The 25,468-nt window shown below is 37.8% G+C and carries 24 protein-coding genes, 4 tRNA genes and 1 pseudogene; 7 read left to right on the top strand and 22 right to left on the bottom strand.

Features of this window, described 5'->3' with window-relative positions; all coding sequences use genetic code 11:
• Positions 1-26 precede the first annotated feature (26 nt).
• On the top strand, positions 27-908 hold the full coding sequence (locus M3206_RS14645) for a LysR family transcriptional regulator (RefSeq protein ID WP_251313274.1): 882 nt from the start codon (positions 27-29) through the stop codon (positions 906-908).
• A gap of 104 nt (positions 909-1,012) precedes the next feature.
• Here M3206_RS14645 and M3206_RS14640 read toward each other — a convergent pair whose 3' ends face one another.
• Positions 1,013-1,354 carry a zinc ribbon domain-containing protein YjdM gene (locus M3206_RS14640; protein WP_251313273.1) on the bottom strand — a complete coding sequence of 114 codons (342 nt, stop codon included), beginning with the start codon at positions 1,352-1,354 and terminating at the stop codon, positions 1,013-1,015.
• 98 nt (positions 1,355-1,452) lie between these two features.
• Positions 1,453-2,010: a histidine phosphatase family protein gene (locus M3206_RS14635; protein ID WP_251313272.1), complete on the bottom strand. Its 558-nt coding sequence runs from the start codon at positions 2,008-2,010 to the stop codon at positions 1,453-1,455.
• Between the two features lie 222 nt (positions 2,011-2,232).
• On the opposite strand from M3206_RS14635, the gene M3206_RS14630 reads away from it, so the two are divergent.
• The 5 genes from M3206_RS14630 to M3206_RS14610 all read left to right on the top strand — a co-directional run bounded on the left by M3206_RS14630 (position 2,233) and on the right by M3206_RS14610 (position 7,408).
• On the top strand, positions 2,233-4,164 hold the full coding sequence (locus M3206_RS14630; RefSeq protein ID WP_251313271.1) for a DUF2075 domain-containing protein: 1,932 nt from the start codon (positions 2,233-2,235) through the stop codon (positions 4,162-4,164).
• Between the two features lie 45 nt (positions 4,165-4,209).
• Positions 4,210-4,521, top strand: coding sequence for a nucleotide pyrophosphohydrolase (locus tag M3206_RS14625; protein ID WP_251313270.1), 312 nt, complete (start codon positions 4,210-4,212; stop codon positions 4,519-4,521).
• A 58-nt stretch (positions 4,522-4,579) separates the two neighbouring features.
• Complete coding sequence (locus M3206_RS14620) at positions 4,580-5,443, top strand: helix-turn-helix domain-containing protein (RefSeq protein ID WP_251313269.1); 864 nt, start codon at positions 4,580-4,582, stop codon at positions 5,441-5,443.
• Positions 5,444-5,494: 51 nt separating this feature from the next.
• On the top strand, positions 5,495-5,875 hold the full coding sequence (locus M3206_RS14615; protein ID WP_251313268.1) for a VOC family protein: 381 nt from the start codon (positions 5,495-5,497) through the stop codon (positions 5,873-5,875).
• Positions 5,876-6,010: 135 nt separating this feature from the next.
• Positions 6,011-7,408: a PQQ-dependent sugar dehydrogenase gene (locus M3206_RS14610; RefSeq protein ID WP_251313267.1), complete on the top strand. Its 1,398-nt coding sequence runs from the start codon at positions 6,011-6,013 to the stop codon at positions 7,406-7,408.
• 40 nt (positions 7,409-7,448) lie between these two features.
• On the opposite strand, the gene M3206_RS14605 is transcribed toward M3206_RS14610, so the two are convergent.
• Positions 7,449-9,038, bottom strand: a complete 1,590-nt coding sequence (locus M3206_RS14605; protein ID WP_251313266.1) for an acetolactate synthase large subunit — start codon at positions 9,036-9,038, stop codon at positions 7,449-7,451.
• A gap of 172 nt (positions 9,039-9,210) precedes the next feature.
• Between M3206_RS14605 and M3206_RS14600 the strand changes: the two genes are divergently transcribed.
• Complete coding sequence (locus M3206_RS14600) at positions 9,211-9,768, top strand: hypothetical protein (protein WP_251313265.1); 558 nt, start codon at positions 9,211-9,213, stop codon at positions 9,766-9,768.
• 21 nt (positions 9,769-9,789) lie between these two features.
• Here the strand turns inward: M3206_RS14600 and M3206_RS14595 are convergent.
• The 19 genes and pseudogenes from M3206_RS14595 to M3206_RS14505 all read right to left on the bottom strand — a co-directional run.
• Positions 9,790-10,045: pseudogene (locus tag M3206_RS14595) on the bottom strand (class I SAM-dependent methyltransferase); the annotation flags it as partial.
• Positions 10,035-11,123: a sensor histidine kinase gene (locus M3206_RS14590; RefSeq protein ID WP_251313264.1), complete on the bottom strand. Its 1,089-nt coding sequence runs from the start codon at positions 11,121-11,123 to the stop codon at positions 10,035-10,037. The gene M3206_RS14590 and the pseudogene M3206_RS14595, both read right to left, overlap by 11 nt.
• Positions 11,120-11,800, bottom strand: coding sequence for a response regulator transcription factor (locus M3206_RS14585; RefSeq protein WP_251313263.1), 681 nt, complete (start codon positions 11,798-11,800; stop codon positions 11,120-11,122). Before M3206_RS14585 ends, M3206_RS14590 begins: the two co-directional genes overlap by 4 nt.
• A 90-nt stretch (positions 11,801-11,890) precedes the next feature.
• A complete protein-coding gene (locus tag M3206_RS14580; RefSeq protein WP_251313262.1) occupies positions 11,891-12,706 on the bottom strand; it encodes an ABC transporter permease in 816 nt (271 codons plus the stop codon).
• Entirely contained in the window at positions 12,706-13,719 is a 1,014-nt protein-coding gene (locus tag M3206_RS14575; protein WP_251313261.1) for an ATP-binding cassette domain-containing protein, read from the bottom strand. Before M3206_RS14575 ends, M3206_RS14580 begins: the two co-directional genes overlap by 1 nt.
• A 417-nt stretch (positions 13,720-14,136) precedes the next feature.
• Positions 14,137-14,616 (bottom strand): 23S rRNA (pseudouridine(1915)-N(3))-methyltransferase RlmH, encoded by a 480-nt coding sequence (rlmH, locus tag M3206_RS14570; protein WP_251313260.1) that lies wholly within the window; start codon positions 14,614-14,616, stop codon positions 14,137-14,139.
• 81 nt (positions 14,617-14,697) lie between these two features.
• Positions 14,698-14,862 (bottom strand): CxxH/CxxC protein, encoded by a 165-nt coding sequence (locus tag M3206_RS14565; RefSeq protein WP_251313259.1) that lies wholly within the window; start codon positions 14,860-14,862, stop codon positions 14,698-14,700.
• Positions 14,863-15,014: 152 nt separating this feature from the next.
• A complete protein-coding gene (locus M3206_RS14560) occupies positions 15,015-16,214 on the bottom strand; it encodes a S1C family serine protease (protein WP_251313309.1) in 1,200 nt (399 codons plus the stop codon).
• 153 nt (positions 16,215-16,367) lie between these two features.
• Positions 16,368-17,165: an MBL fold metallo-hydrolase gene (locus M3206_RS14555; RefSeq protein WP_251313258.1), complete on the bottom strand. Its 798-nt coding sequence runs from the start codon at positions 17,163-17,165 to the stop codon at positions 16,368-16,370.
• 16 nt (positions 17,166-17,181) lie between these two features.
• Positions 17,182-18,027, bottom strand: coding sequence for a two-component system regulatory protein YycI (locus tag M3206_RS14550; protein WP_251313257.1), 846 nt, complete (start codon positions 18,025-18,027; stop codon positions 17,182-17,184).
• Positions 18,028-19,422, bottom strand: a complete 1,395-nt coding sequence (locus M3206_RS14545) for a YycH family regulatory protein (RefSeq protein ID WP_251313256.1) — start codon at positions 19,420-19,422, stop codon at positions 18,028-18,030.
• Positions 19,419-21,260: a cell wall metabolism sensor histidine kinase WalK gene (gene walK, locus M3206_RS14540; protein ID WP_251313255.1), complete on the bottom strand. Its 1,842-nt coding sequence runs from the start codon at positions 21,258-21,260 to the stop codon at positions 19,419-19,421. Before walK ends, M3206_RS14545 begins: the two co-directional genes overlap by 4 nt.
• Before the next feature lie 5 nt (positions 21,261-21,265).
• Positions 21,266-21,970 (bottom strand): response regulator YycF, encoded by a 705-nt coding sequence (yycF, locus tag M3206_RS14535; RefSeq protein ID WP_077360970.1) that lies wholly within the window; start codon positions 21,968-21,970, stop codon positions 21,266-21,268.
• Positions 21,971-22,167: 197 nt separating this feature from the next.
• Positions 22,168-23,619 (bottom strand): peptidoglycan DD-metalloendopeptidase family protein, encoded by a 1,452-nt coding sequence (locus tag M3206_RS14530; protein ID WP_251313254.1) that lies wholly within the window; start codon positions 23,617-23,619, stop codon positions 22,168-22,170.
• 244 nt (positions 23,620-23,863) lie between these two features.
• Positions 23,864-24,439 (bottom strand): glycerol-3-phosphate acyltransferase, encoded by a 576-nt coding sequence (locus tag M3206_RS14525; protein WP_251313253.1) that lies wholly within the window; start codon positions 24,437-24,439, stop codon positions 23,864-23,866.
• 172 nt (positions 24,440-24,611) lie between these two features.
• A tRNA-Phe gene (locus tag M3206_RS14520) sits at positions 24,612-24,687 on the bottom strand.
• Between the two features lie 148 nt (positions 24,688-24,835).
• Positions 24,836-24,911, bottom strand: a tRNA-Asp gene (locus M3206_RS14515).
• Between the two features lie 29 nt (positions 24,912-24,940).
• A tRNA-Glu gene (locus M3206_RS14510) sits at positions 24,941-25,015 on the bottom strand.
• Between the two features lie 15 nt (positions 25,016-25,030).
• Positions 25,031-25,106, bottom strand: a tRNA-Lys gene (locus M3206_RS14505).
• Between the last annotated feature and the right edge of the window lie 362 nt (positions 25,107-25,468).

Below are 25,468 nucleotides of genomic sequence, written 5' to 3'. Positions count from 1 at the left end.
CAAAAGTTATAGATCGGAGTTACAGAATGGATATACGACAATTAACTTATTTCTTCGAAGTTGCAAAATACAAAAGCTTTACTAAGGCTTCTGCGGTATTACATATCTCTCAGCCAAGCTTAAGTAAAATGGTGAAAAATTTAGAAGACGAGCTGGACGTGGATCTGATCGATCGCTCCTCCAGGCAAATCGAACTTACAGAAGCCGGTGAAATCGTCTTTGAACAAAGTAAGGTGATCTTAGAAAATATCGATAACCTTTCGTCTAATCTCTATGACCTGATGAACTTAAATAAAGGGAAGATTACTATCGGAATTCCACCACTAATTGGTTTCTTATTTTTTCCAAAAATCATTAAAAAATTCAAAACACTCTATCCCGATATTCAGATCCGTATGGTCGAACATGGTGCCAATAAAGTGCAGCAAGAAGTGAGTGACGGCTTATTGGATCTAGCTGTGGTGGTCCTGCCCATAAATAAAGAGAAGTTTGAAATTGTCTCTTTTTTGATAGAAAGGCTTATGCTTTTCGTTCATGTCTCCCATCCTTTTGCTAAAAGAAAAAGGATCGAAATGAAAGAGCTGCATAATGAATCTTTTATTTTGTTTAAAGAAGGGTTTACTCTTCATGACAGAGTTAAACAAGAATGTTTAAACGCAGGGTTCAGTCCTCAAATTGCTTATGAAAGCTCTCAGTGGGATTTTATAAGCGGTATGATTGGAGAAAATTTAGGAGTATCAATCTTTCCTGAATCTATAGCGGGGAAAATCGACAAAGATAAAGTGAAGGCGATTCCTATTACAAATCCATCACTTCCCTATGAACTAGGCATTATAAAAAAGAAAGACAAATATGCAACATACGCGACAAAAGAGTTTATAAAGTTGTTGCGTGAATTCAGTGAATAAAAGATTAAACAAGTATAATACCTGTCTAAATAGCGGTCGCTGAGGTACACATGAAAAATAAACAATGACTCAAAGCTTCTAACTTTGAGTCATTGTTTTCTTTTTTATACCTTTTTAACAAATTCAGACTTCAATTTCATAGCTCCGAATCCATCTATCTTACAATCAATATCATGATCGCCATCAACCAAACGAATACCCTTCACTTTCGTACCAATCTTTATTACAGATGAAGTTCCTTTCACTTTAAGGTCTTTAATCACAGTGACGGTATCTCCATCTTGTAGTTCATTACCATTGGAGTCTCTGATTACTTTTTTGTCATCATGGTTTTCAGACTCATTCTCAGGTGACCACTCATGAGCACATTCTGGACAAACCAAAAAACTTCCATCCTCGTATGTATACTCTGAATGACACTTTGGACAATTCGGCAAAATAGACATGTGTTTTCCTCCATTTAAAATCATCAATTATATTATCATTTTACTTCATATTCCTTTTAATGAACAGGTAACCTCCGACTTGTGATAGATTTTTAGGATCAACTTTTTATAAAACGATCTAGTGTACTCCAATCTTCAATAGATAATCGGCCAACTACAATATAGCCATTTCCTCGTCCATATGGTTGTATAATAACCGTTCCCATATTCGATATACGTCCTAAACCCATTCCATTTGGAAAACTGTGCGCAACAATCACCTTATTTGTTCCCTCTTCTGGTTTTGTTTCCAAGATAAATTTTAGATGGTTAAGAATTCTTTGTCTTTCTATACTAGATAAATTTCCGCTTAACATTTGTATGTTTAACCAAAAAGGATCGACTTGCACATTGTCTCTTCCAAATGCTAATTGAGCGGTTTCTATTGTTCTGCAATATGGACTCGCGGATACAGGATAATGAATAGGAATTTGCAAGTATCTAAGAATTTCCCCATAGTATTTAGCCTGTCTCCGTCCCTTTTCAGAAAGGTTTCTTTGGGTTAAACAATTTTGAAAGTCTAAATAAGGCGAATCTCTCCCCACATTCGCTTCACCGTGCCTTACATAGAATATAAAACCGCCTCGTTTCAGAGAATCCAGTAATGTTCTATTCAAAGCTTTTCTCCCCCCAAGTAAACATACTAATATGAAAATGTATGATAGTTAACTTGGGTATTTGACCATAAGTAAAAAAACACACAGGAATATTTAACACATTTCTGCTGTATAGGAACGAGCAAAAAAAGGTTTTATTTTCATTATTTTGAATTCTTTCTGACGCTTTTTACAATAAATGCTAGACTATAATTATAGATTCCTCAAAGAGGTGACACTGACTTGATTATATACGAAGCTACAAAAACCGAGTTTATTTCTGATGTTACTAACGAGCTTCTCGTAGAGCGTCTTTATAATTCTTATCAAAACAAAATAGGTAGAACTACTAAAAGCGAAATCAATTCATGGGAGAATTCGTTACAACGTATGTCAAATGTTATGCAAGATGTAGAAATTCCTGAAGATACATCTGTGGCAATCGAATTTAAAATTCCAAACACATCTAAACGTGTAGATTTCTTAGTTGCAGGTCATGATGGTGTGCAGGATCATGTTGTAATTGTAGAATTGAAACAGTGGTCAGAGGTTGAAAAAGTAACAACAAAAGACGCACTAGTGTCAACCTATATTGGGGGAAGAAGCCGGAATGTCACTCATCCTTCTTATCAGGCATGGTCATATGCTGCTTTGATTCATGATTTTAATCAGAACGTACAAGATCAAGATATTATGTTGAAACCATGTGCATATCTACATAACTATCGAAAAATTGAAAATGATCCCCTATTAGATCCTCACTATTCAGACCATCTTTCTAAAGCACCAATTTTTGCAAAAGGTGAGATACAAAAATTAAGAGACTTTATTAAAAAGTACGTGCGTTACGGGGATCGTCACCAGTTAATTTATCAGATAGATCAAGGTAAAATCCGACCCTCTAAGTCTTTGCAAGATTCTCTTACAAGTTTGCTGAAAGGAAATCAAGAATTCGTACTTATTGATGAACAAAAGGTTTTATATGAAGATGCCTATCATACGGCATTCGATAGTATTAAAAATAACCAAAAAAGAGTAATGGTTATTGAAGGTGGACCGGGAACAGGTAAATCGGTAATGGCTGTGAATCTTCTTGTAAATCTTATTAATAAAGGACTTACTGCACTTTATGTATCGAAAAACTCAGCTCCTCGTAATGTTTATGCTGCTAAACTAAAAGGAACGATTAAAAAAACACAAATTGATAACCTCTTCAAAGGATCAGGCAGCTTTTATGAATCTGAAAAAAATGAATTCGACGTTCTTTTAATTGATGAAGCACATCGATTAAATGAGAAATCCGGACTTTTCAGTAATTTAGGTGAAAATCAAATAAAAGAAGTAATCCACTCATCCAAATTCACTATTTTTTTTATTGATGAAAATCAAAGGGTTACTCTAAAAGATATTGGAAGTATAAGTTTAATTAAAAAGTATGCTAAAGAGTTAAATGCTGAAGTTATTCAAGGTAAACTTAATTCACAATTTCGTTGTGACGGCTCTGATGCTTATATTGCATGGTTAGATGATGTGCTTCAAATTAAAGAAACTGCAAATGCAAATGACCGCGGCGTAGATTATGTCTTTAGAGTATATGATGATCCCAGTACAATGCTAAAAGAAATTGAAGAACTGAATAAAATAAATAACAAGTCACGCATTCTTGCAGGTTACTGTTGGGAATGGCCAAAAAATAGCCGTACAAATACCCTTCATAAAGACATCGAAATACCCGAGCATAATTTTGGTATTAGCTGGAACCTGTCGGATAGTATATGGGCTATCGAAAATGATTCTGTCTCTGAAGCAGGCTGTATTCATACTTCCCAGGGGTTAGAATTTGATTACGTTGGAGTTATAATTGGACCTGACCTCAGGTTAAAGGATAATCAAGTGATTACAGACTTTACTAAACGTGCAAAAACTGATCAGTCTCTAAAAGGTATTAAAACTATGGCAAAAATAAATCCAAAAAATGCTCATGTTCTTGCAGATCAAATTATTAGGAATACATACAGAACACTTATGACCAGAGGCCAGAAAGGGTGCTTTATCTTTTGTACAGATCCTGGACTAAATACATATTTCAAAGATAGGCTAAACAAATCTGTAGTTTACAACGATTTGTCACCAAAACCATTTATAGTAGCTGCAGAGAATAAAAGTAAGTATTAATAAAGACTCTTAAAATCAGATTATTATGTGTAAAGGATGAGCAACTTGAGTGAAATCAAACAACTAATGAATTCAATTGATGAATTTAGAGAAGCAAGAGGTTGGGGGCAGTACCACAATCCAAAAGACCTTGCCATTTCCCTCTCGATTGAAGCTGCTGAATTACTTGAGGATTTTCAGTGGAAAAGCAGTGAGGAAGCTGTAGAGCAAAATATTGAAAATATTAAAGAAGAAATTGCTGATGTATTTATCTATGGTCTTATGCTTTGTAAGGAATTAAACTTGGATGTCGAAACAATTATCAAAGAGAAAATCATTAAGAACGGATTGAAGTATCCTATTACTAATAAAAAGTAGATTGGACCTGTGGAAAGATTGAGATTTAACATTCTATTATTATGATGGAGATCGAATTATGACAAAAAAAGAGTCTACCAATTTCGTGTTGCATGCAAAAAGCGAACAGTTTTACTGGGAAGGGATTGGTCAACGATCTCTTAAAACATTTTTTAATGGTAAGGCCCAGTATAAAACTAGCAAAGGTTTTTTTGCCGTTGAAGAGAGTAGATACCTCCTTCTCAATGAGGGTGAATACACCATATCCATTGATGAACCTAAAGTTGTAGAATCTTTTTGTCTATTTTTCAAAGATAGTTTTGCAGAAGAAGTCTTTCATTCCTTAAAGGAAAAAAATGATCGTCTTTTAAGCGATCCGTTTAAAGATACAAGTCCTATTGGTTTTTTTGAAAAAACCTATCATAAAAATAAAATTCTATCCTCTCAACTCGAAAGTTTCATGCAGATAGTACCTAGTCTTGAAATTGGTTCTGTTGGTTATGAGGAACAATTTCATAAGATAATGTGTTCAATTTTGAATGAACATTTTGATACCTATAAAGAAATTGAGTCCATACATGCCATTCGAAGTTCTACACGTGAAGAATTATATCGACGAGTAAGCATTGCACATGATTATATTAGGTCAAATTTTGATCAACCTATAAAACTAGATGAAGTTGCTAGAGTTGCATGTTTATCACCTAACCATTTATTAAGGAACTACAATCAAATTTACGGTAGAACACCTCATCAGCACATTTCAGAATTTAGAGTACAAAAAGCAAAGCAATTATTATCAAAAACAAATAATAATGTAACGGATATAACCTTTATACTTGGATTTCAAAACCCTGTATCCTTTAGTAAAATGTTCAAACAACATGTTGGTATATCTCCTAAAGAATATCGAAAAAAAGTGATAATGGATAAGAAATATTAGAGGAAATATTTTAGGCTTAACTAGAATAGGTATTTGAAAGGAGAAATGATGATGGAAACAACTGCAACCGTTCAAAGAGTAGGACAGATTAGTGTACCTGTTAAAGACTTAAGCAGAGCATTAGATTTCTATAAGGAAAAGTTAGGTCTCTCCCTATTATTCAACACGGAAAGTATGGCTTTCTTTGATTGTAATGGGTTGCGACTCATGTTATCTCTACCAGAAAAAGATGAATTCGCTCATTCAAGTTCCGTTATTTATTTTCAAGTAGCAAATATTCAAGAGACTTATGAACGCTTAGTTGGCCAAGGTGTCACCTTTATTGATGAGCCGCATGTCGTAGTGAAAATGGGACAAACCGAAACATGGATGGTATTTTTCAAAGATACAGAAGATAATACTCATGCATTTTTGAGTGAAATACAAATTTAATAAATTCAAAGGAGACCGTCTCAAACAGAATGGTCTCTTTTTATTTATCCTTTTCACGAGAAGCGGTTTGGTAATAACAGATCTGATTTTCTCATAAATTTTATATAGAGAGTACGAAAAGGAGCGTGGAGCTAGTTGAAAAAAGTAAAGGTTCGTTTACGTCCCATTGTAAGTGGAATCAATTTACCTACCGTCTTGAAAACAACTAGACTTCCAGGTGACTCCATTGAAAGGTTATTTATTGCAACCCAAGTAGGAGAGGTCCTTTACATAGGAAATGGAGAGATTAGGACTTTTTTAGATATTCGATCAAACGTCATTAAACTAAACGGATATGATGAAAGAGGATTGCTGGGACTAGCGTTTCATCCAGGATTTTATTATAACGGTCTGTTTTATCTTCATTATTCAGTTAAAGGAACACAAGGACCTGGTGCACTGCAAGGGCCGTTTGATCCGAACCCTTGTGATTCAAAAACGTTAAACCTCAGGTGGATAAATCGAGAAACTCAATATGATCATATTGATACCGTTGAAGAGTGGATTTTACAGCCAAATGGTCCTCAAAAACGACGCACATTGCTTAACTTAAGAAGACCTTTTTCGAATCATAATGGGGTCAACAGCTTAAACTTTTCCCCTGAGTCAGGAAAACTTGTTTTAACAACTGGTGATGGTGGATCTGGCTATGATCCATTTAATTTAAGTCAGGATAATATGGAGATCGCAGGGAAAATCATTGAAATTGATGTATCGATGAATACATTCATCAATGATCCACCTGTTGTTACACGGTTTAATGAACTTCCTGTTGCGATACAAGAAACACTTACGGTAATAGCCAAAGGTGTTCGAAATATATCTGGCATTTCATTTCAAAGATTTAATCAGCAATTTATTAAATATATAGGAAATGTCGGACAGAATTTTGAAGAGACGATTTTTTCGTTTGTTCGCTATCAACCCATACCTGTTACTCACCTTATTCAGGCTACTTTAATGAATGCTAATCCTATCCATGAAGCATTTATTAATTTTGGCTGGCGGGGCTGGGAAGGTGCCTTTCCTACTTTAATTATGAGAGGCTGTACGAACGATTCCAGCTTAAATGAGAACATAGTCGCTTATACTAGTGAAGCTATACAAACATCAGTGGACCGTCTCCCACCATTAACTACTTATTTTCATAAAGATTCTAGACCAGGTAAGTTTAGTGGAACTGCTCTTACAGGCGTCAAGCCATATATGGGGTATGAGATCCCTGATTTAACGGGAAGCGTTGTGTTTATAGATCTTATTCGAAATGAACCTCAACCTCCAGCCAGAGGCGTGTTAGCTTATACCAGGTTAAGAATAGACGGGAAACTGAATGATTACAGTATCATTGATATCGATTATCCATTCGGCTCTCAATCTGCTTATTTTATGAGTTTGGGGTCAAACTTGGATCAAACCCGTTTATATTTAGGGGTTTATGGTTCTATGAGGGTAAGTGATCCTAATCAAGGTACAGTTTTTGAGATTGTTCCATAGTTCCAAACAAAAAAGGAGACCAATCGTCTCCTTGTATCTTTTATTCGGCCATTTGAACATCAATCAAGGTTATTTCTTTTGTCTGCTTTAAAGCTTCCTCTAGTACCTGTTCCAACTCATTTAATTGTTTTGGTCTTACACCTTTTACGCCAAAACTGTTAGCCAATTGCACAAAATCAGGGTTGGTAAAAGAAGTTCCAAAGCTACTATTGAACTTTTGCTGCATCATTTCTTTTTCTAATTTTAATGTTGCGTTATTTAAAATGATAACGATAAATGATAGACCTAAACGTTTAGCCGTTTCAAGTTCTGTTATATTCATCAGTGCCCCACCATCTCCAGTGATACAAATAACCGGGGCATCTGGGCGGGCTAACTTAGCACCAATAGAACCTGGCAATGCAATTCCCATGGAAGCTAATCCATTGGATATGATGAGTCGACCCGCTTGTTTGGGTTGGAACGTACGGGCGATCGATACCTTGTGAGCCCCCACATCAGAAAGGATAATCGTTTGTTCGGTTGTGACTGTTTCAATGACCTTCAAGACATTTTTTATGGTTAAAGGCTCATTTTGTTGGACTGCATTATCGATTTGGTAGACCAACTTAATTTTTTCTTTAGTATTCCCAGCTGGAAACCATGGTTTCGTTGGAAGATCTACTTTATTGAGTTCCTGTAACGTCTGGTCCAAATCACCAACCAATTCTCCTTTTAGAGGATAGTGTTCATCCATCTCTGCTGGCAGTGAATCGATATGTAAGATAGGACGCTGCTTTTTATTCCAATCCTTTGGAGGTTTTTCAACAAAATCATACCCAATAACGAATAACAAATCCGCTTCCTCTATAATGGATAAGACTTCATCCTTTTCACTAAAGCCAAACGTATAATAATTTTGTGGGTGATTTTTAGGTAGTATGCCTTTAGCCATAAAACTATGAATAACAGGTGATTTTAACTTTTCTATAAAGGTTACGAGTTCCTTTACCGCTCCTTGCCGAATTACCCCATTACCTACGATTATGAGTGGTTTCTGATATTGTCCTAATAAGGAACCTGTACTTTCCAAAGTTTGTGTATCAGGTGTACCTGTAGGGATAGAGGTAACAGGTATTGGCTGTTTAGATACCATTTGTGATGCTAAATTTTCCGGTAATTCTATCAAAACAGCACCCTTCTTTTCCATTTGTGCTAATCGAAAGGACTTTCGAATGATCTTTGGAATCGTTTCGGAATCTTTTATTTGCACACTCCACTTTGTAGCAGGTTCAAAGATTTTAACAATATCGATATATTGATGTGACTCTTGATGCTGCTTTTCAAAACCCGCTTGTCCAGTAATCGCTACAACGGGAGAATGATCTAGTTGAGCACTTGAAATTCCAGTCAACAGATTTGTAGCACCAGGACCTAATGTTGCGGTACAAACACCCACCTTCTTCGATAACCTACCATATATATCTGCCATAAAAGCAGCCGCTTGTTCATGGCGAACATTTATATATGTTATTTGTTTTGATTTTGACAACGAATGGATCAGGTCAAGAGTTTCCTTCCCCATGATCCCAAAAACATACTCAACTCCCTCATTTTCTAAACATCGAACAAGTAAATCTGTTGCTTTCATACGATTCCTCTTTTCAGAACAACTTTTTACTATCCTTACCATTCGCATTCGAAAATAACCTTTCAATCATATTAGGTAAGGAAGTCTGTACTCAAACAAAAACGACAAAGAAAATGGTCGCTTTGAAGCATCTTTTCCTTTGTCGATTGGTTATTAAAAAGAGGTGAAATTCATGTCTGTTTCCTTAGTCATCAAATCTCTTCATCGTACATTCAACGACATGCCAAAAATTAAACAACTTATGATTGCCTCTATACTTAGCAGCCTTGCAACCCTGTTCCAGACAGCAGGTGGTGCTTTTCCGGTAGTTGGTTACTTTGTGAGTCCCTTTGCAACAGCTCCAATTATGATTTGTACGATTTTTTCAAAATCTCTTGGAATGGTAGCTTATATGGTAACGATTTTTCTCTTAATGATTCTAATGCCAAGCGAACTCATTGTTTTTCCTTTTACTACGGGGTTATTAGGATTAGGAATCGGCCTCGCTTCCCACTTTTATGAAAAAAAGATAAATATCATACTAAGTGGAGCTCTGTTTTTATTCATTGGCATAATCTTTTTATTATATGGCGTACAATTTCCTGTATTAGGACCACCCATTTCACAGAGTTTCCATTTTCCAACGGTTGTTTTTATCCTTCTATTTTCTTTTATCTATAGTTGGATTTGGGTTGGTATTAGTTTTGCATTTTTAAAAAGATTGTTAGATTTATTGAATCGTAAAAGATAAGGCTTTAAAAGAATAGTCTCGTTATTTTTTCCCACTAACTATCATCGCATTTCCTAATATCTTTTTATTTAATAAGAGGTTTGGCAATTTAATTTTTTCTTCAAGTTTATAGCTATTCAATCTAGATACACCTTCTTCTGTACGAATGTTAATAGCTCTTCTTCATTACCAAATATTTTTTATCACGAAACAAATTTAAAAAGACAAATACACTTCCATATTTTTACACCATTAGTGCCTCTTGGATGATCTCATTTTTGTTTTTTCTATCTTTCACCCTGAATATTTCCACTTAAAGTAACAGTAATCGCTGTTCCTTTTCCGACTTCACTCTGCACTCGAATTTCACCTTTGTGCAGATCAATGATTTTTTTAACAATGGAAAGACCCAGCCCATTTCCTCCAGACTTCCGATTTCTAGATTGATCCGCCTTATAAAAACGTTCAAAGATATGCATGATTGTATCTTTTTCCATGCCGATTCCTGTATCCCGTATCATTACTTGTACGCTGCCATCCTCTAGGGTATAGGCAGTGATTGAAATGGTGCCTCTTTGTTGTGTGAATTTAATACTATTATGAATAATATTAATCCATACTTGATCCATGAGCTCCTCATCTGCTGTAATCATCACATGATCCAGAGAGATATCCATGTTAATATCCTTTTCAGCCCACAAAGGTTCATTGGCCAGAATGATGCGGCGAAGCTGATGATCAAGCCGGTAATTTTTTCGTTCAAGGGATAGATGCTCGGACTCTAGTGAAGTTAATTTTAATAGGTTTTCGCTTAGTTTGGATAATCGAAGACTTTCCATCTCGATGATCTCTAAATAATGTCTACGTTCTTCAGGGCTCAATTCCTCATTCTGCAGGGCATGGGCAAAGCCACTAATAGAAGTAAGGGGAGACTGAATTTCATGGGAAACATTCGAAATAAACTCCTGTCGCATTTCCTCCATCTCCCCCAGCTTCGTTGCCATCAGCTTCATGTTTTCGACAATTTGATAGTATGGATGATGCTTATCTCTTTCGCGGAACCGGCTTGTATAAAATGAAAGATCCACATTAAAATTTCCTTCTGCGATCATTTTCATCGCTTGAATAATCGGAGATAAATGTTCATTTTGCTTTGATCTGATCCATGGGTTCCTTGTTAGCAGAAACATAAAGCAAACGAACAAACATAATCCAAAAAATGAGTTGATGTGTTGTCTTGTTATTTCATTGGGAAAATAATGTATTTCTGTATAGAGCAATGTGGTTAACAAGTAAGCAAGAGACCAAGCTGATAATAAAATAATAGAGACTGCTATCACGCTGCCTATTCGTTTAACAAATTTTATTAACTTCAACTTCTTACCTCCAGCCGATAGCCCAGACCGCGAATCGTTATAATTTTGAACGGGCATTCTTCTTGTGAAAATCGTTGACGCAGTCGTTTGATATGAACATCAACTGTCCGTTCATCTCCCTCATAATCAAAGCCCCAAATATCCTCGATTAATTGTTCCCTTGAAAAGGTTTTTTGTTGATGAGTGGCAAGTTTAAACAATAGTTCAAATTCTTTCAATGGCAAGGTGATCCGCTCTGTCCCTGCTAATACAGTATGAGACGAACGATCAATGACTACTTTTCCAATCGTAATTTGATTGGCCACTGTAATTTGATACCGTTTAAGAAGGACTTTTACCCGTGCCGTTAGTTCAGCTGCATCAAAGGGTTTGACCAAATAGTCATCTGCACCAAGGTCAAAGCCTTTTACTTTTTGTGCAGTTTCTCCTTTTGCGGTTAACATGAGTATCGGAAGAGTGTCCGAATAATACCTCCGAACCTCCCTGCAAAATGACCATCCGTCCATATTCGGCATCATAATATCTAAAATAATCAAATTAATTTTTTCTGTTTCCAGTAATGATAGTGCCTCTTTTCCATCTGATGCTTCTGCTAAGGAGAAACCTTCTTTAGAAAGAATGACACAAATCAATTCTCTAATATGCGAATCGTCATCGACCACTAATATTTTTGCCATAGGATCATTCCTTTTTCAAAAATTGAATCGCCTCAGCAACCGGTATTCCATCACTTTCCATTTATTCTACAACATTTTTGGGATAATTCACTATGCTTTGCGCATGTAAGCCCGAACTGTAAGCGGTGCAAAGATAGCTACGATAACAGTTGCGCCAGTGAGTGAAATAATGAGATCCCACCCCAATGTTCCAGTATTCGCCAAGTCCCTGACTGCGGTCACAAGATGGGAGATGGGATTGAACTTCACGAACATTTGCAGCCAGTTTGGCATGGTTTCAGCAGGCACAAAGGCATTTGAAAGAAAGGTTAGTGGAAAGAGAATAAGCATTGAGATCCCTTGAACACTTGAAGCTGTTCTAGCAATAACTCCAAAAAAGGCAAATATCCAGCTGATTGCCCATGAACAGGTAATGACAAGCAGTCCAGCAAGGACTACAGAACCAATTCCACCCTCAGGATGATAGCCTAATACATATCCCATCGAGAATGTAAGGACCGTGGCGATGGTATAGCGGATGGTATCAGCAAGCAGAGCCCCGGCTAATGGAGCAATCCGGGCAATTGGCAATGACTTAAAGCGGTCGAACACCCCTTTATCCATATCTTCCCGTAATTGTGTACCCGTGACAATTGAAGTAGTGATTACAGTTTGCACTAGAATTCCCGGGATGATAATCGGTAAATAATTTTGCACATTTCCAGAAATAGCCCCGCCAAAAATATAAGTAAACATTAAGGTGAAGATAATCGGCTGAAAGGTAACGTCAAATAGTTGTTCTGGTGTTCGGCGTATTTTTAATAATCCACGGTAAGCCATTGTTAACGAATTCTGTATAGTCTGTTTGAAGCTAGTTTTATTTCGCAGCTGAATGTCAGAAACCGACATAGTAGATTGTTTTCCCATTAAATAATCCCCCTTTTTTTATGATTCGAATGAGTCAGGTTCTCCCCTCTGCCTTCACCCGTAATTGTTAAAAATACTTCGTCTAAAGATGGTTTTCGTACACTTAGTTCAGCCAATTTGATATCTGCCTCCCGAAGTGCGACTAGCAGATCTGTCACCCTATCCGCAGTCGTCATCGGGGCAGTAATCATCCGGCCTTCTGGAGACACCGCCGACGTTACGTTTAAGACTTGTTCCACAATCAATCGAGCATTCGGAATATCTTGCGTGTGTTGGATACTTAAATGTAAGGATGAAGTACCCATCGATTCTTTAAGTTCATTTACGGCTCCTTCAGCAACGACTCTTCCTTGATCGATGACAGCAATTCGATCCGCAAGTTCATCAGCTTCTTGCAGATACTGAGTTGTTAACAAGACGGTCGACCCTGATTTTACTAATTGACGAATGGTGTTCCACATTTGATTTCGTGTACGCGGATCTAGCCCGGTCGTCGGTTCATCCAAGAAAATGAGTGGTGGCTGTGCAATTAAACTAGCAGCTAAATCCAGTCGTCTGCGCATCCCCCCTGAGAAATTTTTCAATGGACGCTTTGCAGCATCCATTAACCCAAATTCCTCGAGTAAATCATTCGCTTTCCGTTTTGCCTCCAGACGACTAAGTCCTAGTAATCGGGAGAAAATCATGAGATTCTCAGTCGCAGTTAATGACTCATCGACTGAAGCATACTGACCCGTCACTCCTATTAACTGTCGGACAATTTGTGATTCCTTCTCAACATCATAACCAAAAATTTTTGCTGATCCCGCATCAGTTCGAAGTAATGTTGCCAGCATTCTAATCGTTGTCGTCTTTCCAGCGCCATTTGGTCCCAACACACCATAAATAGAACCCGTGGGCACCATCAAATCTACTCCATCAACCGCGCGATGATCGCCAAAGGTCCTTATAAGTCCTTGTGCTTCGACTGCATACTTTACATTTTCTGATTTCATTCTATAATCACTTTTCATATGATCCTCCTTGTAATCAACTAATTTCTTTCCATGTTTGTATTTACTTTTGTATCGATTACAAGTTGGATTATAGAGGTTATTTATGAACTGAATATGAACGAAAAAAATGTTTTTACACGATTGAGACACCTTACTTAAAAAAACCCTCCTTACTTAGCATTTTTTAAATTTAATTACAATTTTGCTCCCCGATTCACTCTTTTCTTGCTTTGGCATTACTGTTGCCTATATAAATAAACATAGAATAAAACATAAAAAGCCATATCCTTCACGGACATGGCAAATTGTCATTTTTTAATAGTATTTATAGAGAGGTATTAACTATGAAACTCTCACTTTTCACTTCAAACGTTATCGTATAAAAACTTACAATAACCCTATAAAGATTCAAATGAATATTCAATATAACCGCACCTATTTATGATAAGGTTCATTCCGATTAATCCGAAATGCCCTATAAATCTGCTCAACTAAAACGAGTTTCATCAACTGATGCGGATATGTAATCTTTCCAAACGATATTTTTTCATTAGCGCGTTTCATGACAGCTTCACTTAAACCTAAAGAACCTCCGATAACAAATGCGACTTTGCTCTTTCCGTAAGTCGCCAGCTTATCTAAGTTTTCAGCAAGATCTTCGGATGAGACTGCTTTTCCTTCAATCGCCATCGCAATAACATGAACATCTTGGCCGATCTTTGCTAAAATGCGTTCACCTTCTGCATTTTTTACTTGTTTCATTTCCTGATCACTTAACGTTTCTGGCGCTTTTTCGTCAGGAACCTCTATAATTTCTATCTTTGCGTAAGGTCCAAGCCTTTTTAAATATTCGGCTATTCCTTGTTTTAGGTATTTTTCTTTTAGTTTCCCAACGGAAACAATCGAAATATTCACTTGTTGAAAACTCCTTTTCCAAATAAGTTATCCCCAGAACTTATCCACATATGCACAATTAAGCCCATATATTGTAGGCGTTCATATGTTCGACACTTTATATGCACCTGGTTCATTACAGTATTCACATGTTGTTGATAACTCACCTTCTCCTGTTAGTAACTCTACAACAGGAGGCGTTTCAAACTCATCTACAATGATGTCAATCGCAAGCTCAGCATGCTCTTTACAACAAATAATCTTCATTTTACAAATCTCCTTACTTATCCACAATTCTCTATCTTACCCTATCGAATTCTGTTCCTTCTGTAAACGTTATACATGTAAAAAGTTGTCCACATCTTGTGTTTCTTATACCAAAGAAAACAGGGGGCTCATCGCCCCCTGCTATCTTTATTTTATGTTTGTTTGCCCAATTCAACTTTTGTTGTTTTCTTTTTACCGTCTCGATAGTAAACGACTTCGACTTCATCACCGATCTTCGTCTTCGTATACAAGAACTTACGAAGAGCGATTGGATCATTCATTTTTTCTCCGTCGATCTCTACGATAACATCCATTTCCTTAATTCCTGCACGAGCAGCTGGAGAGGTTGGTGTTATCTCCATCACAACAATTCCGCCTTTTACGCTTTTTGGAATCTTTAATGTCTGTTCACGATGATACGTATTTACTTGTGAAAGCGGAATGATGTTTACGCCTAGGAAAGGTCTTCGTACTTCACCAAACTTTTCGAGGTCCTCAATAATAGGCTTTGCTACATCAGATGGAATCGCAAAACCGATTCCTTCTACTTCTTGTTGAGCAATTTTTGAAGAGTTGATTCCGATAACCTGCCCCGCAATGTTGATCAACGCCCCACCACTATTTCCAGGGTTGATCGCTGCATCTGTCTGAATCACTTCTACCTGCCAATCTGGGTTTCCATCTTGGTCAATATCTACAGGAATAGAACGGTCAGCACTTGAAACAATTCCTTGTGTAACAGAACCGGGGAAATTTCCAAGCGGGTTCCCGATCGCAATGGCAGGTTCTCCGCGTTTTAAGTCACCCGAAACACCAAACTCTGCAACATCAGTCACTTTGCTGCCATCAATTTCAACCACAGCAAGATCCATTAAAGGATCTGTCCCACGAAGTTTACCCTTAAGCTTTGTTCCGTTGCTTAAAGTGATCTCAAGCTGACTTGCATCTGCTACAACGTGATCGTTCGTTACCACGTAAGCTTTGTTGCCTTCTTTTTTATAAATAACACCTGATCCTGTTCCTGCTGGCTGTTGACTCCAAAAATCAGTTTGTTGAATATTGATCACTTCCACTACTGCTCCCGAAGCTTTATCGACCGCTTCAGTAACATTGGTAGTTAAATCAACATCAATCCTTCGTTTTTCTATATTTTCATCTGTACCTAAGCCATCTTTTTCTCCATTTGAAGAATATAGATTATCAGGAAGCAAACCTGCACCTCCTAATGCTGGTACTGTAAATAAGACAAGTAAACCGCCAAGAATTGCTCCTAGCAAAGCTGGTAGAAACTTACCTCCGCGGTTTCCCTTTTGTCGAGATGAGTATTCATGATCTCCATCATAATAACCCATGTATGTCACCGTTCCTTTCAACAATGAAGTGTTCAAATTCATAACCCATTATAAGTAATAAATCCTTAAAATGTGGACAATTTGGGTTATTTTTCATAATTTCCCACACTTCTTGTTATTTCCTGAAACAGTTTACTTTAAACAAGTACGTTTTTACACGACTGCCAGCTTTGTTGGCTGACTCGCATCCGTGTCGTGTAAAATTACTTGCTCTCCTGTCAAGATGTCATGGGTCTTCAATGTTTGTTCAACGGCAAGACGAGCAATGTCTTTCATATTATTGTCTTTACTAAGATGAGCTAAATAAATATGTTTTGTTTCGTCACCGATCACATCCGCAAGAGCATGTCCACAATCCTCATTAGAGATATGTCCATGATCCCCTAGTATACGACGCTTAATGTTCCACGGGTATCTTCCCATCATCAGCATATTGATATCATGGTTGGATTCAATCACGAGTGAATGACTGTCTCGAATGATGCCTTTCATACGATCGCTCACATAGCCTGTGTCAGTCATCAAAGCAAGTTTCCTGCCGTTATGATGAAACACATAGAACATCGGCTCAGCAGCGTCATGGGACACACCAAATGACTCTACCTCAAGATCGTTAAATGTCTTAACCGTTTCCATCTCGAACTCAAATTTCTGTTCCGTACTTACTTCTCCGATCAATCCGTTCATCGCGTTCCACGTGTTTTTATTCGCATAGATGGGCAGCTTAAACTTTCGGGCAAGTACACCCAGCCCTTTTATATGGTCGCTGTGTTCGTGGGTGACTAATATTCCATCAATATCTCCCACTTCTCCACAAGCGGCTTTTTCAAAAAGAAGCTTTATCTGCTTCGCACTGAGCCCAGCATCAACAAGCAGTCTTGTTTTCTCTGTTTCTACATAAATCGCATTCCCCGAGCTCCCGCTGGCGAGGACACTGAATTTTAAACTCATAACCGCATGTTCCTTTCTACTCCTCTTTTTCAGATAAAACTTGAATGGAACTGTCAGTTGCATTAACTAAATATTGTCCTTTTTCAGTTTCAATCAGCCATGTTGGTGCGTAAACCTGAAGATCCCCTACTCCTACAAGACTGTAATAGCCAAGCTGAATATCAAGAATGTTATGACCTTTCTTTAATATCCTCGTATCCAACATACGTTCTAATGCTTTTTTAGGAGAGATGATCTCTTGAAATCCGCCTTGGCGCATAATATTCAGGTAGGTTTGGGTAAATTTTATCAGGTTTCCTTTTTCATCGAGTTCGAATTTGATCATTCCGTTCGGTGCTTCGAAATCCCGTTTTAAATCCGCTAATTCATCAAAATTAGAAGGGTTATAGTAGATTGGTTTTTCAAAATAGTTTTGATTAAACCAAATGATATTCTCTTCTTTATCCCATTCAAAGTACGTATAATCCTTACCGCGTGAAACGTTTTCCTTTAGAAATTTTTCAAGTTCTGTAATTAAGTCTTTTGTATCTTTTTTAGGCAGATTAAGAGGTTTGCTCAATGTATAGTGGAGAGTAATATCTGTGCTTAACTCCTCTTCAAACTTGATATCCTTTGAATCCAGTTCTTTTTCGTCTTCCGTAAACTTATAACGCTGTGCGCTGATTAAAGTTTGTTGATCATCATATTTAGGAATTTTATCCTGATAAGCTATGTTACTAATTTTGAGCTTTTCCTCGATTGGTTGTTCTGAGAGGTTTTCAATATTGTTTAAATCATTTTTCTTATAGAGCTGATATCCTAAGAACAGGTTCAAGACAAGAAAGGTCAGGATAAAGATGCTTTTTGTTTTCTTCCAATCCACTTAGAATCCTTCCTCTCTTCCTTGTTTAAATCTTAATTGTTCATAACCCATATTTGAATTTTCATAGTTTATAAACCATCGTGGAACAAGCGTATAAAGGGTCTCACGCTTCTCCATCGTATATCCGATACGTATATCCTTAATATTATTCGTGTTAGACTCTGACTCTACCTTTTCTATAACTGCTTTTCCTGACGGAAGAGTGATGGATGACTGGGAAGAAGGTATTTCACTTAAATCCAGTTGAACCATCGATCGATTATATTCCTGAAGTTCACCGTAGTTCCACTTAAGGCTCATCTGCATGTTTGAATCGAGGACAGGTAAGCTCTCCACAAATAGCCAAAACTCCGTCGATCCCGTCGTTCTTCCTGTTACATTTGATAAAATGTATGGATTTCCCCATCCAGCATGTGTGTTGATATACCTGATTGATTGTGAAAGGGGAGAAGTTGGCGTTGGATTTATATTAGACATGCCTGTAAAGCTTTTATATGAAAAACGGTTTTGCAGAGTATTGACCACCATCGCTGCAGTTCCATCAGCATACGTTATTTTATTGTCACTAGTAGCACTCTTTACCGCTAATGGATCCTTAAAAAGCGCTTTTTTATACATTTCATAGGTATCCTGGTTGGGTGAATTAGAGAGATAATTATACCGGTTAAGGCTAATTTTTTCAGCCGGAAAATAAAGTCTCTTCGTTATCTCACTTTCTCCATTGTCTTTTCGCCGCTCGAGATCGTATTTCATATAAGAAACGAAATCACCGTTATTAATGCTGCTACCCATCCCTTTTATAAACGGAATGAGGGCGTTATTCAATGCTTTAATTTTTTGCATCTTTTTTGATTGATAAGATACGAGATACCCTTCTATTCCATCTGTATCTTTATCCTGATATAAAAAAATTCGATCAACGTTATCCGGTCCAGAAGCTGAATTAAATTTGAACAACCCTTTATAGATGTCCTGAGTCATATTTACAGGATAAATGACCTCAATGTATGAGTTATTCAGGCCAATTTTTTCATCTGGTTCGAACGTTTCTATTTTAGTGGTATCGACCGTGAATTTTGTATCTTTTAAACCTTTATGAAATTCCTCTATGATCGGACTCGCTTCCGCTCCATATATCTGACTTTCCTTATGATAAATAACCTGAGTCGGTCTAACAACATCGGTCAAATCTTTCTCGTCAACAACTTCTTGTTTTTTAACCGTTCTGGCATCTTCAATAGTGGAGTAGCTCGGCTTGAACGTCCAGAGACTCCAAGTTAAGACAAGACTTAATAAAATTAACAAGGTTAACGTGATCGATTTAATGAGTTCATAGTTTTCATGAAAAAGATTAATGATTTTTTTTGATTGAGCAACCCATTTTAACCAGTTCATCGTTGCTGCCCCTCCTTAATTTTTCTTAAAGGAAGAGTAAAATGTATCGTCGTTCCTTGTCCCCATTCACTTTCTGCCCAAATATCTCCACCGTGTGCCAGAACAATCTCTTTAGCAATCGCAAGGCCAAGCCCCGTACCTCCAAGGTCTCTGGAACGTGCCCGGTCGACTCGGAAAAAGCGGTCGAAAATTTTGGATACGTTGTTTTTTGGTATTCCTACCCCTTGGTCAGAAATACTTACTCTTACTTTTCTTCCTGTGATTGTAACAGCGATGGTTATCGTACCCCCCTCAGGAGAGTATTTCATGGCATTAGAAATAATATTATCAACAACCTGAGTCATCTTATCTGTATCTAATTGAACAGGTATTACTTGGTCAGGAAAAGAGCGGGATAACACAATATTTTCTTTCTCAAGCATCTCAAAACGTTCCACAATGCCATCCAGGAATTCTACCAGATCAATTTCACGGAAATTAAAGCGGTAGTCTTTACTGTCCATTTTAGATAACTGAAGCAGGTCTGTAACGAGTCGGATCATCCGCTCTGTTTCGTTTTGTGTCACTTCTAAAAAGCGAGGTGCGATATTTTCATCCTGCCAGGCACCATCTGCTAGAGCTTCAAGATAGCTTCTCATCGTAGTCAGCGGTGTTCGTAATTCATGGGATACATTAAAAACGAACTCTCTTCGTTCATTATCAATCTGTTCTTGTTCCGTAACATCATGCAATACACAGATCAGACCGTTAATCGGTCCATCATCTTTTTGAATCGTTGAGAAGTTTGCCCTTACGACGTAATGAAGGTCATCTGTACTGAAATCGAGAAGCATAGACTCGTATTCGTTATAAAGTTCTTCCCATGTATAGTTTGTATTTAATCGTAATAATTCCATCAAAGATGTGCCGAGTGCATTCTGCCTTGAAATATTCAGCATCTCTTCTGCCCGGTCATTCATAAGAATGATCGCGCCATCCCGATCGGTCGCGATTACGCCATCTGTCATATAAGTAAGGACGGAACGAAGCTTTCTTCTTTCACTCTCTGTAATCGCTGTCGCTTCTTGAAGCTTTTTCGTCAAGTTATTGAAAGTCATCGCTAACTGTCCGATTTCATCATCTCCGTAAAGCTGAACTTTACGAGAAAAGTCACCTCTTGCCATGACGAGCGCTTGTTTTCTCATATCTGCCATCGGACGCGTAATCGTGCGCGCCAAAAAGACACCGAGAAGCCCCGTAATGATAAGTGCGATTACAGTCCCGGTAACTAAAATATTATTAATTCGCTGGATTTGCTTAAAAATACTCTCAATGGACGCTTCTAAGTAAATGGCACCAATCGTTGCCCCGGTGTCATCATTTATGATCGGTTTGGCTAAGACCATCACACGCTCTCCTCCAGACAGCATGATCTCGTCAGCCTGGGTACCTTCAAGTGCTAGTTTAATTTTGGGGTTGAAACTGATCTGTCCGACTAACCTTTGATTACTGCTTGCGAGGATGACACCATCTTTATTTAAAACTTGGACTTGTTTCTCTTCGAACTCCTCGTCGATTAACGCTTGAATATCTTGTTCAAGCGTTTTAATATCTTCTTCGTTTCCTTCGTTTTCCTCTTTAAGGTCTTCATAGCTCTTTTCGTCTTTCATTTTCTGCTCAATATTAAACTCCAGCAAATTCACTCTGTCATAGAGTGATTTGGTGAAGTTCTGACGCAGGTCATTCTCTAAATTGTTAATAAAGTAAACACTGATGACCTGCATGGCTATTAAGATGAGCAAAACATAAATCAATACAAATTTTACATGTATTGATTTAAAAAAATTGACTTTATCCATGATGATTACTCCTGATCAGGATTTCTTAGGTAATACCCCACTCCGCGTCTCGTAATGATCCATAAAGGATGACTCGGATTATCTTCCACTTTTTCACGCAATCGTCGAACCGTTACGTCGACTGTACGTACATCACCGAAGTAATCATATCCCCAAACGGTCTGCAGCAAATGTTCACGCGTCATGACTTGTCCGATATGTTTAGCTAAATAGTGGAGCAGTTCAAACTCCCGATGTGTCAGTTCGATTGTTTCTCCTCGCTTTGTCACAATATAAGCATCCGGATGAATCGTAAGAGAACCAATCGTAATTTCGTTGTTTTCATCTACTTCGCGTTCAGACTCCTGCTGATGACGGCGCAGATTGGCTTTAACACGTGCGATCAGCTCTCGTGTACTAAATGGCTTCGTCACGTAATCGTCTGCACCAAGTTCAAGCCCAAGAACTTTATCTATCTCCGAATCTTTAGCAGTCAGCATAATGATCGGCATATCGTATTTTTTGCGTATCTCACGGCATACTTCCATACCATCCTTCAAAGGTAGCATGATATCTAGCAAAATCATGTCAGGCTTCTCTTTTTCAACCTTTTCCAGCGCATTTATGCCATCGTATGCACACATAACGGTAAAGCCTTCTTTTTCAAGATTAAATTGCAAAATATCTGCAATCGGTTTTTCATCATCCACAACGAGAATTTTCTTATCCATGGGAACGCTCCTTTTTTCGGAAACTCTATTTTAATGAAAGCTTGATTGAATTTTGAATGTTAGTATCCTATAAAATGCTGTATCTCTACTATTTTATCATAAGTGAAACTTTCTCCATAATACCGGTAAAACCTTTTATTTCAAATAAGAAAAACCTCCCAGGGAAAATTTTTTCCTGGGAGGCAAAATGCCTTCATTTATAGATATTCATCAGGGTTTTGCAGCACTCCGTTTTTGTATACCTCAAAGTGGAGATGAATACCTGTTGATTGTCCGGTTGTTCCCATAACACCAATCTTAGATCCTTTTTTCACTACATCTCCAGGTGAAACGGAAATTGAGTTTAAATGCGCGTAGATCGTTCTCATACCATTATTATGGTTGATGATGATCTTATTTCCGTAATCCCCATCCCATCCTGCAAAAGCAACGGTTCCGTTATCTGCTGCAAGAATAGAACGTTCTGAAGGACGAGCGATGTCCATTCCTTTATGCTCGCGGCCCCAGCGTGATCCCTTATGACTTGAGATGTAACCTCCTACAGCCGGCCAAGAAAGCTGTCCTGTCCCCTTAGAAGGAATAACTTTTGTTCCGATCTTTTGAATCTCTGTTACAGGCTCTTTCACCCGTTCTTGATTTAATATATCCTTTTCGATGGTTTTCCCGTTCGTTTTTCTAACGGTATACGTAATATTCTCTAACCCTTTTTGACCCTTTTGAACAGTTTTGGTGACACCTTTTTCAAGTGTACTATCCTCTTGCTTTTCTACTGGAAAAGGAATCTCATTTTGCTTCCTGACCGCTTCAAAAACGAGAACCTTCGTAAAAGGTTTCTTTTCCGTAACGGTAACTTTCTCTCCAACTCGGATAACAGGCGCTAACATAAACCGAGGATTCAATGTGAAAAATTGATCCATTGTAAGATGGTACTTTTGCGTAATGGATTCTACTGTTTCCCCTTCTTGGATAAGATGTTCCTTTTTCTGAAGCGTTCCTCCCTTAATACGAGAAATGGCTTCATCAACTGTAACTAGTTCACTTAAAGAGGTTTGAGCTTTACTAACTAAAATCGGTGAAGAAAAGTCTATATCTACTACTTTACTTTCACCCGGCTCTAGTTCAGAAATTTGAGCTTCTTTATCTTTATCCTTGTACTTTTCAAGAGCATCCAGTTCGTCTTTAGAAACATGTTCAAGTTTTAACTTTAATAGAACATCTTCCGCTTCTTTTTCACTGAATACATAAGCTACATTTTGTCCATCGATCATAAGACGGTAAGCCTCTAATGAAACCGATAGTTCCTTTGATAATGTTTCTCTTACAGCGTCATGATCGTACTGTGGTCTGAACATTTTCTCTGGCTTCAGTTCAATGGATTCATTTAATGTAAATGCAAAATCCCCTTTTTTCTCTTTTGCCTGTTTAAGCTGTTGTTCTACAGCGTGCTCCACGACACTTTTCTCATGAACGGTACCGATTTTCTTTCCATCTACATAGACATGAAAGACCGTCTTGATTAATTGGTTATCGTCATGATGTGCATATGTGACCGATGAATTCATCGTAAATGTTGTGAGTAGTAAGATAACCGCCATAAGAAATGGCATTGTCATTTTGATAAATCTTTCAGTGGTTTTTCGATTTTTCAACTTCTCGTTCCCCCTAAAGATTCTCTGCTAAATCTCAGCTAAGTCTATTGTCCTATGACAAAATTCTCCGTGTAATTCCTTTTGTATCCTATCATAATGGAATTCCATTTGTCAGATTTTCTCGAATTTTGTAATGCAACTGTAAAAAACGGGGGTTTCAGGAAGATGGGAAACGGGTATGGCGTTTTGGCCTTCATTAAAAAAAGCAACAGGATTTTCTCCCATTGCTCTCAACGATTTTATTTTATTCTTTTACCATGAGCTTTTCTTTAATATCATCCTTTTGTACGTATACCACTAATAGACTGATTGGAATGAGGATCAGTGTCTCCAGCCATTGTTTTTCTAATAGCCAATAAAAAAAGGGAGCCAGTGCAAATGCGAAAAGACCCGCTACGGTAAGACTTCTTTTTATAGAATAGAACAGCAGGAACGCGGCTCCCACCAGGATGGCAGACAACCAATTAAAGATTAGCAATCCTCCTATAAACGAAGCTACTCCTTTCCCACCTTTAAAGCGAAGGAAAACGGGATATAGATGTCCTAAAATGACAGCTAAAAAACCGAGGAGCTGGATATAGGGTGGAAAACCGAATTCTATACCTGCCCACACTACTGCAGCTGATTTAAGAATATCACCAGCTAATGTAAGTACGAAGCCAGGCGTTCCAAGAACACGTCCGGCATTTCTCGCACCAATATTGCCGCTTCCCATTACTCTTAGATCATGTCCTCTTAATAGTTTCGCTACCAGGAACCCTGTCATCAAACCACCAACAAGATAACTTGCGATAACATACATTACCCATTGGAATTCCATTGAATAATCATCCGCCTCCCTCATTCCAGTTTGTAATCACAAACACGATCGATCTAACCCTGTTTATAACAGAACCCTCCTGTTTCAAATGTATGCTTTTTAAACAAGCTTTAGTATATAAAAAAAGCATGCCTCTAAAGGCATGCCGCATGATTTAGGATATAAAGTAAAATGGTGGCTCGAGACGGAATCGAACCGCCGACACGAGGATTTTCAGTCCTCTGCTCTACCGACTGAGCTATCGAGCCAAAAATTTTTAAAACCGAATTTTTAATCTTATTCAGTTTGTGTCTCTTCCTCTGCACGTCTATCTTAGAAGTCCGTCGAGACAACTCGCAGCTAAATCGTGCTGCAATGCTCGTAGCTATCGAGCCAAAAATTTTTTTATTTAAAAAGTGGCGGACCCGACCGGGGTCGAACCGGCGATCTCCTGCGTGACAGGCAGGCATGTTAACCACTACACCACGAGTCCACTTAAAGTTAAATATTTATATAAAAAAATGGTGACCCGTACGGGATTCGAACCCGTGTTACCGCCGTGAAAGGGCGGTGTCTTAACCGCTTGACCAACGGGCCACTTTTTGAAAAAAATGGTGAGCCATGAAGGACTCGAACCTTCGACCCTCTGATTAAAAGTCAGATGCTCTACCGACTGAGCTAATGGCTCTTACTTAAAAACAAACGATGTCGTTTTTTCACGACAAGTGTTACTTTACCATGATATTGAGGGTTTGACAATAAGTTTTTTACTTATTTTTATAAAAAGTTTTTGTTTGATCGTTTCATCTAAAAGAACCTAATTACGTCAGTCTTCTTTTTTGAATCAAAAAGATCTTCAACGAAGTTTTTTACGGTACGTGTTCTTTTAATCTGTTACACGTTCGCGCAAGATGACCCTCGTTTTGGACTTCTGTCAATAAAGTGGAGATAAATTTTGTGAGAAATATTCAATTGAGTCCCATTCTTAAGGGATTTTCATATGAACATCAATGAGCCTCTTCACAGAGGCTTTTTATTATGGGCGCTTTA

The organism is Fictibacillus phosphorivorans (assembly GCF_023715845.1).
GTDB lineage: Bacteria > Bacillota > Bacilli > Bacillales > Fictibacillaceae > Fictibacillus > Fictibacillus phosphorivorans_D.
Note: the sequence above shows the minus strand (reverse complement) of the source record. Positions and strands in the feature narration are given on the sequence as shown.